At 74.8% G+C, this 13,753-nt stretch carries 12 protein-coding genes; 4 read left to right on the top strand and 8 right to left on the bottom strand.

The features are described from left to right. Positions 1-15: 15 nt before the first annotated feature. From infB to rimP, 4 genes are all read right to left on the bottom strand, one after another. Complete coding sequence (gene infB / locus CRP29_RS23540) at positions 16-2,934, bottom strand: translation initiation factor IF-2 (RefSeq protein ID WP_097194151.1); 2,919 nt, start codon at positions 2,932-2,934, stop codon at positions 16-18. Between the two features lie 86 nt (positions 2,935-3,020). Further along, positions 3,021-3,431 (bottom strand): DUF448 domain-containing protein, encoded by a 411-nt coding sequence (locus CRP29_RS05735; RefSeq protein WP_097194152.1) that lies wholly within the window; start codon positions 3,429-3,431, stop codon positions 3,021-3,023. Positions 3,432-3,439: 8 nt separating this feature from the next. Next, complete coding sequence (gene nusA / locus CRP29_RS05740; RefSeq protein WP_097194153.1) at positions 3,440-4,558, bottom strand: transcription termination factor NusA; 1,119 nt, start codon at positions 4,556-4,558, stop codon at positions 3,440-3,442. Further along, positions 4,555-5,238 carry a ribosome maturation factor RimP gene (gene rimP / locus CRP29_RS05745; RefSeq protein ID WP_097194154.1) on the bottom strand — a complete coding sequence of 228 codons (684 nt, stop codon included), beginning with the start codon at positions 5,236-5,238 and terminating at the stop codon, positions 4,555-4,557. Before rimP ends, nusA begins: the two co-directional genes overlap by 4 nt. A gap of 267 nt (positions 5,239-5,505) precedes the next feature. Here rimP and CRP29_RS05750 point away from each other — a divergent pair, with 267 nt between their 5' ends. From CRP29_RS05750 to CRP29_RS05760, 3 genes are all read left to right on the top strand, one after another. Continuing rightward, entirely contained in the window at positions 5,506-5,991 is a 486-nt protein-coding gene (locus CRP29_RS05750) for a hypothetical protein (protein WP_097194155.1), read from the top strand. Positions 5,992-6,003: 12 nt separating this feature from the next. Continuing rightward, the gene (locus tag CRP29_RS05755) at positions 6,004-6,477 is read left to right on the top strand and encodes a ferritin-like domain-containing protein (RefSeq protein WP_097194156.1); all 474 of its coding nucleotides are present in this window, start codon (positions 6,004-6,006) and stop codon (positions 6,475-6,477) included. A gap of 124 nt (positions 6,478-6,601) precedes the next feature. After that, positions 6,602-7,330, top strand: coding sequence for a hemerythrin domain-containing protein (locus CRP29_RS05760; RefSeq protein WP_097194157.1), 729 nt, complete (start codon positions 6,602-6,604; stop codon positions 7,328-7,330). A gap of 9 nt (positions 7,331-7,339) precedes the next feature. On the opposite strand, the gene CRP29_RS05765 is transcribed toward CRP29_RS05760, so the two are convergent. The 3 genes from CRP29_RS05765 to ispG are packed head-to-tail and all read right to left on the bottom strand — an operon-like array spanning position 7,340 to position 11,331. Continuing rightward, complete coding sequence (locus CRP29_RS05765; protein ID WP_097194158.1) at positions 7,340-9,232, bottom strand: penicillin-binding transpeptidase domain-containing protein; 1,893 nt, start codon at positions 9,230-9,232, stop codon at positions 7,340-7,342. 31 nt (positions 9,233-9,263) lie between these two features. Continuing rightward, a complete protein-coding gene (locus tag CRP29_RS05770; protein WP_245852524.1) occupies positions 9,264-10,142 on the bottom strand; it encodes a GNAT family N-acetyltransferase in 879 nt (292 codons plus the stop codon). A 28-nt stretch (positions 10,143-10,170) separates the two neighbouring features. Beyond that, entirely contained in the window at positions 10,171-11,331 is a 1,161-nt protein-coding gene (gene ispG, locus CRP29_RS05775; protein ID WP_097194160.1) for a flavodoxin-dependent (E)-4-hydroxy-3-methylbut-2-enyl-diphosphate synthase, read from the bottom strand. Between the two features lie 126 nt (positions 11,332-11,457). Here ispG and CRP29_RS05780 point away from each other — a divergent pair, with 126 nt between their 5' ends. Next, complete coding sequence (locus tag CRP29_RS05780; RefSeq protein WP_097194161.1) at positions 11,458-12,813, top strand: hypothetical protein; 1,356 nt, start codon at positions 11,458-11,460, stop codon at positions 12,811-12,813. Between the two features lie 4 nt (positions 12,814-12,817). Here the strand turns inward: CRP29_RS05780 and CRP29_RS05785 are convergent, their stop codons facing one another. Then, complete coding sequence (locus CRP29_RS05785) at positions 12,818-13,747, bottom strand: LysR family transcriptional regulator (protein ID WP_217991474.1); 930 nt, start codon at positions 13,745-13,747, stop codon at positions 12,818-12,820. Between the last annotated feature and the right edge of the window lie 6 nt (positions 13,748-13,753).

Here is a 13,753-nt window from a genome sequence, read left to right on the forward strand (position 1 = left end):
CTGCTGCGAACGGACTCAGACGCGCGGGATCTCGCGCATCTCGAACGTCTGGATGACGTCCTCGGCCTTGATGTCGTTGAACGACCCCAGGCCGATACCGCACTCGTAGCCCTCGCGGACCTCGGTCGCGTCGTCCTTGAACCGGCGGAGGGACTCCACCGTCAGGTTGTCGGCGACCACGTTGCCGTCACGGAGCAGACGCGCCTTCGAGTTGCGGACGATCGTCCCGGAGCGGACCAGCGAACCGGCGACGTTGCCGATCTTGGGAACGCGGAAGACCTCGCGGACCTCCGCGGTCCCGAGCTGGACCTCCTCGTACTCGGGCTTGAGCATGCCCTTGAGAGCGGCCTCGATCTCGTCGATGGCCTGGTAGATGACCGTGTAGTACCGGACGTCCACACCCTCGCGGTTGGCGAGCTCGGTGGCCTGACCCTCGGCCCGGACGTTGAAGCCCAGGACGATGACGTCGTCGGCCAGCGCCAGGTCGATGTCGCTCTTGGTGATGCCACCGACGCCGCGGTGGATGACCCGCAGCGAGATGTCGTCCCCGACCTCGATCTTCATGAGCGCCTCTTCGAGCGCCTCGACGGTGCCCGAGTTGTCGCCCTTGATGATCAGGTTGAGCTGACGGTTCTCCTTGAGCGCGGCGTCGAGGTCCTCGAGGCTGATCCGCTTGCGCATGGAGGCGTTCTGCGCGTTGCGGATGCGGGCCTGGCGGCGGTCGGCGATCTGGCGCGCCGTCCGGTCCTCCTCGACGACCAGGAAGGTGTCGCCGGCACGCGGGACGGAGGTCAGGCCGACGACCTGCACCGGCCGCGACGGCAGGGCTTCCTTGAGCTTGTTGCCGTGCTCGTCGAGCAGCGACCGGACGCGACCGTAGGCGTCGCCGGCCACGATCGAGTCGCCCTGGCGCAGCGTGCCGCGCTGGACGAGCACCGTGGCGACGGGGCCCCGACCCTTGTCCAGCTTGCCCTCGATGACGACACCCTGCGGGTCCTGCTCGGTGTTCGCGCGCAGGTCGAGCGAGGCGTCCGCGGTCAGCAGGATCGCCGTGAGGAGCTCGTCGAGGCCCTGACGGGTGGTCGCGGAGACGTCGACGAACATCGTGTCGCCGCCGTACTCCTCGGCCACCAGCCCGTACTCGGTGAGCTGCTGACGGATCTTGGCGGGGTTGGCCCCCTCCTTGTCGATCTTGTTGACCGCGACCACGATCGGCACCTCGGCGGCCTGGGCGTGGTTGAGCGCCTCGACCGTCTGCGGCATGACGCCGTCGTCGGCCGCGACCACGAGGACCACGATGTCGGTGACCTTCGCGCCACGGGCACGCATCGCGGTGAACGACTCGTGACCGGGGGTGTCGATGAAGGTGATCGGCCGCTCGTTGTGCTCCAGCTCGGTGACGATCTGGTAGGCGCCGATGTGCTGGGTGATGCCACCGGCCTCCTTCGAGACCACGTTGGCGTGCCGGATGGCGTCGAGCAGCTTGGTCTTTCCGTGGTCGACGTGACCCATGACCGTGACCACCGGCGGACGGGACTCCCAGTCGCCCTCTTCGCCCTCTTCGTCGCCGAAGGTGAGGTCGAAGGTCTCCAGCAGCTCGCGGTCCTCGTCCTCGGGGCTCACGACCTGGATGACCCAGCCGATCTCGGCACCGAGGAGCTGCAGCGTCTCGTCGTTGACCGACTGCGTCGCGGTGATCATCTCGCCCAGGTGGAACAGGGCGGTGACCAGCGCGGCCGGCTCGGCGTTGATCCGCTCGGCGAGGTCGGTCAGCGAGGCGCCGCGGGGCAGCCGGACGGTCTGCCCGTTGCCGCGCGGGAGCATGACGCCGCCCATGCTGGGCGCCGCCATCGAGTCGAATTCCTGACGCCGCTGCTTCTTGCTCTTGCGACCGCGGACCGGGCCGCGACCGCCGGGACGGCCGAAGGCACCCGCGGTGGTGGCACCGGAGCCACCACGGCCGCGGCCACGCGGGCCACCGCCACCACGGAAGCCACCACCGGCGGGCGCGCCGGCACCAGGAGCGCCGCCACCACCGCCGGGGCGGAAGCCGCCGCCGCCGCCGGGACCACCGGGACGACCACCGCCGCCGGGACCACCGGAACGGCCGCCGGGACCACCGGGGCCACCGGGACGGCCGCCGGCCGGGCGACCGGGAACCATGCCCGGGCTCGGCCGCTGCGGCATCATGCCCGGGTTGGGACGCGGGCCACCGGCACCGGGAGCCGGGCGGGGACCGCCGGCGCCGGGCGCGGGACGCGGGCCGCCGGGGCCGGGACGCGGTCCACCGGGACCGGCCGCCGGACGAGGACCGCCCGGAGCCGGACGGGCGCCGGGCGCCGCGGGGCCGGGACGGGGGCCCGCACCGGCGGCGGGAGCGCCGCCGGCCGCAGCGGCCGGAGGTGCGGCCGGGCGGGGGGAGCTGAACGGGTTGTTGCCGGGACGCGGGGCCGGACGAGGTCCGGGCCGCGGGCCGGCGCCGGCCGGTGCACCGCCGCCGGCCGCAGCCGGACGCGGGGCGGCCGGGCGGGCCGCCGGGGGCTGCTGCACGGGCGCGGAGGCCGCGGGAGCCTGCTGCGCAGGAGCCGGAGCGGCCGGAGCCGGGGCGGCCGGAGCCGGGGCCTGGGCCGCCGGAGGCTGCTGCACGGGCGCGGGCGCCTGCGGGGCCGGAGCGGCCGGGCGCGGACCCGGAGCCGGAGCGGACGGACGAGCCGCCGCCGGGCCCGGACGGGCGGTCACCGGCGCGGGCGCGCTCGGGGTCGCGGCGCCGGTGGCGGCACCGAGGGCCTCGCGGAGCCGACGGGCCACGGGGGCCTCGACGGTCGACGAGGCGGACTTCACGAACTCGCCCTGCTCCTTGAGCGTGGCGAGCACGGTCTTGCTGTCGACACCGAACTCCTTGGCGAGTTCGTGTACGCGGGCTTTGCCTGGCACGGGTCTCCTCTTTGTGAGGCCGGCGGCTTGCCCGCTCGACCTCGTCGTTAGTGGCGCATGGTCATCGTGAGAACTTCACGGCTGAGTCATCCGACTTGCGTCCTGTCGACATGCGGACCGGCCGAGTGCCGGTCCGACGTGGAACTTCCGGAAGTGGTGAGCGCGGCACCGCCGCCCTGCTCCACCTCTGTACTGCTGCCCGTCCGGGTTCGCGTCCCTGCGCCCTCCGAGGAGGATCCGTGGACGTGCTCCCGGAGCGGACCGGCCTCCAGCTGGCTGCCTCCGGGGAGGCGCAGTGCCCGGTTGAAGGCCCGGCGTCGCTCCGCTGCGAGCAGGCACCCCGGAGTGGGGTGCACCGACGCCCCCCTCCCGGGGAGCCGCCGCCGCGGGTCCGGGACCAGGATCCCGGACGAGACGACGACACGCAGCAGATCGGTGACCGGAGCGCGGCGCCGGCAGCCCACACAGGTGCGCACCGGGATCGACGTTTCGGCCACCCTGCACTCTAGCGCGTCGTCGGTCCCCGATGTTCCACACGTCGGGGTGGGGGCCGATGAGCGCTCGGCCGTCCCCCCGTGGAGGGAGCCGGCGCACCCGAGCGCAGCGGCGCCCGGCCCACTCCCGGAGAGGGCTCGGCGGCGGCGTCGTCGGCCTGGGCGTCGCTGCGGATGTCGATCCGGCAACCGGTCAGCCGGGCGGCGAGACGGGCGTTCTGGCCCTCCTTGCCGATGGCCAGCGACAGCTGGTAGTCCGGGACCACGACCCGCACGGCCTTCGCCTGGGCGTCGACGACGCGGGCCTCGGTGACGCGGGCCGGGCTCAGCGCCTGGGCCACGTACGTGGCCGGGTCGTCCGACCAGTCGACGATGTCGATCTTCTCGCCGTGCAGCTCGCTCATGACGTTGCGCACCCGCTGGCCCATCGGGCCGATGCAGGCGCCCTTGGCATTGAGCCCGGGCACCGTGGTGCGGACGGCGATCTTCGAGCGGGCGCCCGCCTCCCGGGCCACCGCGACGATCTCGACGCTGCCGTCGGCCACCTCGGGCACCTCGAGGGCGAACAGCTTGCGGACCAGGTGCGGGTGGCTGCGGGAGACGGTCACCTGCGGGCCACGGAAGGTGCGGGCCACCGAGACGACGTAGGCCTTGATGCGGCTGCCGTGGGTGTAGTCCTCCCCGGGCACCTGCTCCGTCGAGGGCAGCACCGCCTCCACCTTGCCGATGTCGATCAGCACCGTGCCCTGCACGTTGCGGCGGTCGTGCGCCTGCACGATGCCGCTGACGATGTCGCCCTCCTTGCCGGCGTACTCACCGAAGGTCTGCTCGTGCTCGGCGTCGCGCAGCCGCTGCACGATGACCTGCTTGGCGGTGCTGGCGGCGATCCGGCCGAAGTCGGTGGGCGTGTCGTCCCACTCGCGCACGACCTCGCCGTCGGCACCCAGCTCCTGGGCCAGGACGGCGACCTCGCCGCTCTTGCGGTCCACGTGGACGCGGACGTGCTTGGCGGCGCCGTCTGCGTGCCGGTAGGCGGTGACCAGGGCGCTCTCGATCGCCTGGATGACCGTGTCGGCGGGGATGCCCTTCTCCCCCACGACCGCCTTGAGCGCGGTGACGTCGATGTTCACTGTGCTCCTCCTCGCGCCTGGGGCGCGTTCCCCGGCGCGACGTCGTCGTCGAGCTCGGGGTCGTCCATGTCGTCGTCGATCAGCTCGTCGTCGATCAGTTCGTCGTCGAGCAGGTCGTCCTCATCCGTGTCGGTGCCGGGGACGACGTCGTCCTCCGGGGTGGGGCGGCCGAACTCCACCTGCACGCGCCCGTTGCCGAGCTCGGTCCAGGGCACGTGCCGCGGAGTCGGCGGGCGCTTCTTCGCGCCGGGCTTGCCCTGCGCCTCGACCGCGACCGTCACGCCGCCGTCCTCCACCGCGGTGATGCGGCCGGTGACCTCGTCGCCGGCCGGCCCCACGGTCACGGTCACGAGGCGGCCGAGGTTGCGCCGCCAGTGCCGCTGCTCGGTGAGCGGCCGGTCGACGCCGGGGCTGGTGACCTCCAGGACGTAGGGCGTGCGGCCCATGCCGTCGTCCTCGCTGTCGAGGACCTCGGACACCGCGCGGCTGACCTCGGCGATGTCGTCGAGGGTCACCCCGGAGTCCCGGTCGACGACCACCCGGACGACGCTGCGACGGCCCGCGGGGGTGACCACGAGCTCCTCGAGGTCGTATCCGGCCCCCTCGACGACGGGCTCGATCCACCCGGCCAGCCGGGCGGCGGCGGGGTCGGTGCGGGCGGTGCTCCGAGAGGCGGACACTGCTACCTCCTCCTGGCTCGGGCGGCCGCAGGGTGCGGTGCGCGTCCCCGGACCCGTTCCGGCACAGCCGGGCGGGGGTTCCGAGGGGAAGAGGTCAGGTTACCGCCCGGCGCGGGGGCCCGGGACCGGGCACCGGTGCCGCCGCCCGCCCGCTCCGGTGGGGCGCGAGGTGCGGGCGGGACTCCCCTGACCGGCGGGCCGACGCGGAACTCGCCCGGCGCCGACCGTGCCGACCCCGGCCGCCGACGGCTGCGAGGATGGGCCCCGATGTCCTCCCTCCCTCCCCCCGGCCCCCGGGGCTTCTCCCGGCGCACGCTGCTGGCCACCTCGGCCGCCGGACTGGCGCTCCTCGCCGCGGGCTGCACCTCGTCCCGGACGGAGCAGCGGGAACGGGTGACCGGGGAGCAGGCCGACCAGCTGCTGGGCCAGGTCGGCGTGCAGGAGACGCTCGTGGCGGCGTACACGGCGGCCGGCGCCGCCGACCCGGGTCTCGCCGGGGAGGTCGCGGAGCTCGCCGCCCAGGCCGGCGAGCAGCTCGCGCGGTTGCGGGCAGCGGCCCCGGGGGCGACGCCGTCGGCGGTCTCCCCCGGCTCGCCGCCCTCCCCGGGCGAGGCCCGCTCGTGGCTGCGCGCGCAGGTCGCCGCGGCGGCCACCTCCCACGCCACCGCCTGCGTGAACCAGTCCGGCGCGCGGGCCGCGCTGCTCGGCTCGATCTCCGCCGGACTGCGCGGACAGGACGGACGACTGGCATGACGGGAGCCCGGAATGGCTGACGACGGCGCCGACGAGGGCGCCCAGGACCTGGCCGCGGAGAACGCCGCGCTCGGCCTGGCACTGGAAGCCGCGCACGCCGCGGTCTGGGGCTACGGCGTGGTGGGTGCGGCGCTCGAGCCGGGGGCGCGGGGCGCGGCGGGCAGCGCCGAGGCCGCCCACCGCGACGTCCGCGACCGGGTGATCACCCTGCTGGCCGAGCGCTCGGTGGAGCCGGCCCCGGCCGAGGGCGCCTACGCCCTGCCCTTTCCCGTGCTCTCCGCGGTCGACGCGGCGACACTGGCCGTGGTCCTGGAGGACGGCACCGCCACCGCCTGGGTGCGCGTGCTCGACCAGGCCGCCGGGTCCGGCACCCGCGAGCTGGCCCTCGAGGCGCTCAGCGGCGCCGAGGTGCGCGCCGTGGGCTGGCGGACCGCCGCGGGCCAGACGCCGGTCACCCGGGCCCTGCCGGGGTTGCCGCCGGGTTGAGCGGTTCGGCCGGCGGCTCTGCGCCGCCGTTGCAGTGGACCTCAAGTGCGGCACAAGCGGCCGGTCCCACGCTGCAGGCGACGGGGTACGCACACCCCGTCCCGCCCGCACGAGGAGACCACCCATGAGCCCCATCGCGCACCGCCCCGCCGGCCCCGCGCTGCTGGACCTGCCCGGCCAGACGTCCGTGGCCGAGGGCCCCCTGGACCTCAACGGCATGTACCTGGCCCACCACGCCTTCCGCCGGGACCTGGCGTCGTTCGCCCGCGCCGCCGCCGGTACGCCCGTCCCCGAGCGCGAGGTGTGGCGGGCACTGGGCGTCCGGTGGGAGCGCTTCGGTCACGTCCTGCACCACCACCACTCCGCCGAGGACGAGGTGCTGTGGCCGCAGCTGCTCGACCTCGTCGATGGCCAGGGCGATGCCGACGGGCGCGCGACGCTGGAGGCCATGGAGACCGAGCACCACCTCATCGACCCCCTGCTGGCCGGCTGCGCCGAGGGCTTCGCCGCGATGGCCGAGCGCCCGGAGGAGGGAACGCGGCAGCAGCTGGCCGGGTGCGTCGGCCGGACCCGGGAGGTGCTGGCCCACCACCTGCGTCACGAGGAGGAAGAGGCCCTCCCGATCGTGCAGCGGTTGCTGTCCCAGGAGGGCTGGGACGCGGTCGAGGAGGCCGCGGGCTCGGGCACGAGCATCCAGCGGATGCGGTTCCTCGTGCCGTGGATCGCCGACGGCCTCACCCGCCCGCAGCTGGACGCGGCGTTCGCCAGCGTCGGCAACGTCTTCCGCGTCGTGCTCTGGGGAACCCGGCGCCGCTATGCGCGGGAGACGTCCCTGGCCTTCCGGTTCGCCTGAGGGGACACCTCAGCCCAGCGCACCCAGGAAGGCGTCGGCGACGGCCACCGCGGCGCCGCTGGACTGACCGGCCTCGACCAGGACGGCGAAGGCGATCGGCCCGCCGGCCCCGTCGAGCCGGTAGCCGACGAACCAGCCGTGGGAGTCCGGCGGGGTGTTGGTCCCGAACTCTGCTGTCCCCGTCTTGCCGAACACCTCGCCGCGGTCGGCGAGCGCGGCGGCGGTACCGGTCAGCACCACCTGCCGCATCATCGGGCGCAGCGCGTCGAGGACCTGCGGACCCGGGCCCGAGGGCACCGCCCCGGCCGGCTCTGCGCCGACGACCTCGACCGGGGCGACCGGCGTGCCTCCGGCGATACCGGCGACCACCAGCGCCATCTGCGCCGGGCTCATGAGCACCTGCCCCTGGCCGATCATGTTCGCGGCCTTGGTCGTGCCGGTGCTGTCGGCGGGCACGCTGCCGGAGAAGACGTCGACCGGCAGCTGCCAGTCGGTGCCCACCCCGAACGCGGCCGCCGCGTCGGCCAGCGCGCCCTCGGGGAGCTGCATCCCCTGCTGGATGAAGGTCGTGTTGCACGACTCGGCGAAGGCCTCGGTGAAGGGCACGGTGCCGAGGTCGAACTGGTCCTGGTTCTCGAACTCGCGGCCCTCGACCACCGTCGTCCCCGGGCACGGGACGGCGCTGTCCGGGGTCACCGTCCCGGCGGAGAGCAGCGCCGTGGCGGTGATCGCCTTCATGCTCGAGCCGGGCGGGAAGCGGCCAACCAGGGCGTTGCCCGCGTCGGCCACCTCGTTGGAGGAGACGGCGAGGAGCTCACCGGTGCCCGGCCGGACGACGACGATGTGCGTGGGGCGCGGCTCGGCGGCCACGGCGGCGTCGGCGGCGTTCTGGACCGCCGGTACGAGGGGGGTCTGCACCGGCTCGCCGGGCACGGGATCGACGGCGGCGATCTCGCGGCCCTCGTCCCCGATGGTCTCGTCGAGGGCGGCCACCCGGACGGCGAAGCCCGGGGTGCCGGCCAGCTGGTCCTGGTAGACCCGCTGCAGCCCGGAGGTGCCGAGCTGGTCGCCGGGGGCGTAGCGGGGCTCGCCGTCCTCGGCGGACTCCTCGAGGATCTCGGCGGTCGCCGCGCCGACCCGGCCGATCAGCGCCTCGGCGAACTGGGCCGACGGCGCCAGCAGCCGCGTCCGGGTCGGGAAGACCGCGCCGGGCAGGTCGAAGACCTGGGCGCGGATCGCCTCGAAGGCGGGGCGGCGCAGCGTGATCACGGGGACGAACTGGCCGGCCGGAGCGGCCTGGACGTCGGCGGTGATCGTCGCGGCCTCGATGCCCGTGGCCGCCGACAGGGCGCCGGCCAGGGCCGGCAGGTCGGTCACCTGAGCGGGATCGACGCCCACGTCCACCACCTCGGTGAGGGTGAACAGGGGCGCACCCGACGCGTCGGTGAGGGCGGCGCGCTCCGGGAGGGCGCGGCTCAGCACCAGATGCTGCCCCTCGGCGAGCTCGGGGTGCACCACGGTGGGCTCGGCGACGACCACCCAGGAGTCCTCCCCCTCCTCGAGCCGCAACGTGGCCTCGTAGCTCCAGTCAGGGGCGGCGACCAGGTCCCAGGTCGCGGTCCAGGCGGCGGTGGCGGTGCCGTCCTCCACGGTGACGGCGCCGAGCTCGGCGGCCAGCGTCGCATCGGGCAGGTCCGTGGCCGCCTGCTCCAGGAACGTCGTCGCGGCGTCGGGATCCGTGGTGGCCGCCGCGGCGGCTGCGGCGTCCCCGTCGGCCCAGTCGTCGAGGAACGCCTGCGCGGCCTGCCGCGCCTCGTCCTCTCCCCCGCCCGAGCAGGCGGCCAGGACGGGGCCGGCGAGCAGGACGGACGTCAGCAGGAGGGAGCCAGATCTCGCGCGCACGTCCGCAGCGTTCCAGACGGACCCGACCGTTCTAGAACAGCACGCTGGAGAACTGCCCGACCTCGCGGAAGCCGACCCGGCGGTAGGCGGCGCGCGCCGCGAGGTTGTAGTCGTTGACGTACAGGCTGACCACGGGGGCGAGGGCCGACCGGGCGTACTCCACGACCGCGGCGGTGCCCGCAGCGCCGATGCCCCGGCCGCGGTACGCGGGGGCGACCCACACGCCCTGCACCTGGCAGGCCGCTCGGCTCACCGCCCCGATCTCGGCCTTGAACACCACCCGGCCGTCCTCGATCCAGGCCAGCGCCCGCCCGGCCCGGACGAGCTCGGCCAGCCGCGCCCGGTACCCGGCCCCGCCGTCGAGGCGCAGGGGGCTGACCCCGATCTCCTCGGTGAACATGGCGACCGCCGCGGGGAGCAGCACGTCCAGCTCGTCTTCCCGCACCGGGCGGACCCGCGTCTCGGGCGCGACGGCCGCCGGGCCGTCGATGGCCATCAGCGGCTGGCGGGGGCGGTGGTCCCGAGGCGGGCCCCAGGAGGGCGCCAGCAGCTCCCACAGCGGTGCCACGGAGGCCGCCGACCCGACGATCGTGCTGCACCGGCGGCCGCCGCGGCGGGCCCGCTCGGCGAAGGCCACGGCGGCGGCGTGCTCCGCACCGGGCACGGCGAAGGGGATGAGATTGGCGCCGGCCAGGCAGATCGCCTCCAGCGACCGCCCGGACCCGAAGCCCCACAGCGGCGCACCGACGGCGCCCTGGGCGGTGCCGGTGAGCTCGACCCGTCCCGCCAGCACGCAGGCCGCCACCGGGTCGGTCGCCAGCAGCCGGTGGACGGCGGACTCGTCGGCCTCGTCCAGGACGCGGGCCGTCGGGGTGGCGGGGTGGGCGGATGACCCTGGCGATCTCAGCACGGGCAGGCAGCGGGCGGGTACGGGCCGGTCAGCTGACGGAGACGACGGGCGGACCCGAGGCGATGCCGGCATCGGTCTGCTCGGCGGCGATCCGGAGCGCCTCCTCGATGAGGGTCTCGACGATCATCGACTCGGGCACGGTCTTGACGACCTCGCCCTTGACGAAGATCTGCCCCTTGCCGTTGCCCGAGGCCACGCCGAGGTCGGCCTCGCGGGCCTCGCCGGGGCCGTTGACGACGCAGCCCATGACGGCGACGCGCAGCGGCACCTCCATGCCCTCCAGGCCGGCGGTGACCTCGTTGGCGAGCTTGTAGACGTCGACCTGCGCGCGGCCGCACGACGGGCAGCTGACGATCTCCAGCCCGCGCTGCTTGAGGTTCAGCGACTCCAGGATCTGGTTGCCGACCTTGACCTCCTCGGCCGGCGGGGCCGACAGGGAGACGCGGATGGTGTCGCCGATGCCCTGCGACAGCAGCGCGCCGAAGGCGACGGCCGACTTGATCGTGCCCTGGAAGGCCGGCCCGGCCTCGGTGACCCCGAGGTGCAGCGGGTAGTCGCACTGGGCCGCGAGCAGCTCGTAGGCGCGGACCATGATCACCGGGTCGTTGTGCTTGACCGAGATCTTGATGTCGCGGAAGTCGTGCTCCTCGAACAGCGAGCACTCCCACAGCGCCGACTCGACCAGCGCCTCGGGCGTGGCCTTGCCGTACTTGGCGAGCAGCCGCTTGTCGAGGGACCCGGCGTTGACGCCGATGCGGATCGGCGTCCCCGCGTCCTTGGCCGCGCGGGCGATCTCGCCGACCTTGTCGTCGAACTTCTTGATGTTGCCGGGGTTCACGCGGACGGCGGCGCAGCCGGCGTCGATCGCGGCGAACACGTAGCGCGGCTGGAAGTGGATGTCGGCGATCACCGGGATCTGCGACTTCCGCGCGATCGTGGCCAGCGCCTCGGCATCGTCGGTGTCGGGCACCGCGACCCGCACGATCTGGCAGCCCGACGCGGTCAGCTCGGCGATCTGCTGGAGCGTCGCGTTGATGTCGGCGGTCTTGGTCGTGCACATCGACTGCACGCTCACCGGGGAGTCGCTGCCGACACCGACGCCGCCCACGTCGAGCTGTCGCGTCTTGCGTCGCGGAGCGAGTACGGGCGGGGGTGCGGCCGGCATGCCGAGACCGACGGGGATCGCCATGCAGCCAGTATCCCCCGCGGGACGCTCGATGCTGGTGGCGCGGTTGTGACATGAGCGGCCGGCGGGCTCCCGCGCCGTGGTGATTCGCCGTCGACGACCGCCTCGGCCCGCCTACATTCCCGCCCCATGACCCTGGATCCCACCGGCGCGGACGTGGCGACGACCGCCGCCGTCGTCGTCCTGCTCTTCGCCGTCATGTACGCCGTCGCGGGCAGCCCCCTGGGGCGTCTGATCGGCGTCCGGCCCGAGTACCCGTTCCTGTTCAACCCCACGGGTGTCCGGGCGATCAGCGTCGTGGTCGCCTACCCGGCGCTGCTGGTCGCGGTCTGGGGGCTGACCTACGGACTGGTCGCACCGCACGTGCAGACCACTGCCCTGCCGTCGCAGGCCGGGTTCGCCGCCGCGGGCGGCGTGCTGGTGCTGACCGCTGCCCGGTTCGCCCGGTTCGTCACCTTCCTGATCGGCGGCCGGACCGCCGTCGAGGGCGAGCTCTCGCCCGACGAGATCATCCCGGCCGACGCGGTGGGCGACGACGTCGACCTGGCGCACGCGCTGGAGGCCGCCCGGCGCGGCGAGTGGCAGCAGGCGGCCGCCCTGCTCGGCGCGACGGGCGACGCCGACGTCCGCTACGAGCGGCTCTGGATCCTCGCCCAGGAGTCGGTCCACGACTCGCAGTGGGTCGAGGAGTGGTTCGCCGCGCGCCCGGACGAAGCGACGGTGCACGCCGTGCGGGCGGAGTTGGCGTTGCAGCGGGCGTGGGCCGCCCGCGGCGCCGCGTACGCCGACCAGACCGGCGAGCAGCAGCTCCGCGCCTTCTCCACGGGACTGGACCAGGCCGAGCGGCTGGCGAACCGGGCGATCGAGCTGGCGCCCGCGGATCCGGCGCCCTGGGCGACGCTCGTGCAGATGGCCCGCGGCCAGCAGGTCCCGCAGGAGGAGTTCGAGCGGCGGACGCAGGAACTCTTCGAGCGCAGCCCGCACCACGTGCAGGGCTCTCTGGCGGTCCTGCAGACCCTCTGCGAGAAGTGGATGGGGTCGACCGACGCGATGTTCGGGGTGGCACGCGAACTGGCCGCTGAGGCACCGGACGGCTCCGCCGTGTGCCTGCTGCCGGCGATGGCGCACGTCGAGCACCACCTGCACCTCGAGAGCGGTCGCGGGGGCCCGGCCGCTGCGGCCCGGCACATGACCTCCGGTGCGACGCGCACGGAGCTGCGCGAGTGCGTGACGCGCTGGATGAGAGGGCCGGAGGGCACGCCGATGCCCGGAGCGCGTCTGTTCGGCCACAACATCGCCGCGTACGCGTTCTGGCTGGCCGACGACCCCGACGGCGCCCGGCCGCACCTGGAGGCGATCGGCCGCAGCCTCAACGAGTTCCCGTGGGAGTACTCGGGAGAGCCGGGCGAGGTCCTCGGCGTCGCGCGCCGCTGGGCCGGACTGCCCGTCGTCGCCCCGCCGACCGCCGCCCTTCCGCGGTCCTGACGCGTCAGGCGTAGGAGGCGGCCTCGGCGACCAGCGCCTCGAGGACGACCTGCACCGACCGCCGGGCGGCCCGGTCGGGGCGCATCAGCGCCTCGACGACCCGGCCCGCGCGCAGGTCGGCCAGCGGCACCAGTGCCAGCCGGCCCTCGGCCCGGTCGCGGGTCGTGTGGCGCGGCAGCAGGGCGATGCCGTGCCCGCGGGCGACCAGCTTCTCGGTCAGGGGCAGGTGGGTGGTCCGGCGCACGACGCGCACCGGGCGGCCCGCCTGCGCCGCCAGGGCGGTCAGCACGCGGTCGATGGGGAACTCGGGCGGCGGGGCGATCCAGTCCTCGTCGATGACGTCCGCCGGGGTGACGCGGTCGCGTCCGGCGAGCGGGTGGTCCAGCGGCAGCGCGACGTCGAGCGGCTCCCGGAGGAGCAGGCGGACCTCCAGGCCGTCGCGCCGCGGTGGCACGACGTCGTCCGAGCGGTGGGCGACGACGACGTCGTAGTCGGCGGTCAGGCCGGCGAAGTCATCCTGCAGCACGTCCTCGTCGACGGTCTCCAGGACGACGCCGGGGTGCTGTGCCATGCGGTCGAGCAGGCCGGGGACGAGCAGCTCGCCGGCCGAGTGGAAGGTGGCCAGCCGGACGGTCCCGCCGACCCCGCCGCGGTAGCGCTGCCAGTCGGCCTCCGCGGTGGCCAGGGCGGTGGAGACGCTCGCCGCGATGCCGGCCAGTGCCCGGCCTGCGTCGGTCAGCCGCACCCCCCGGCCGGCCCGCTCGACCAGCACGACCCCGAGCCGCCGCTGCAGCACCTTGAGCTGCTGGGAGACCGCCGAGGGCGACAGGGCCGTGGCGCGGGCCACCGCCGTCACCGACCCGTGCTCGGCCAGCTCGCGGAGCACGGCGAGGTGGGCGACGTCCACCCGACGCCAGAGCCCGTCCTCGATCATGAAGCG

Origin of the sequence: Blastococcus aggregatus (assembly GCF_900221005.1) — a bacterium.
Classification (GTDB): domain Bacteria; phylum Actinomycetota; class Actinomycetes; order Mycobacteriales; family Geodermatophilaceae; genus Blastococcus; species Blastococcus aggregatus.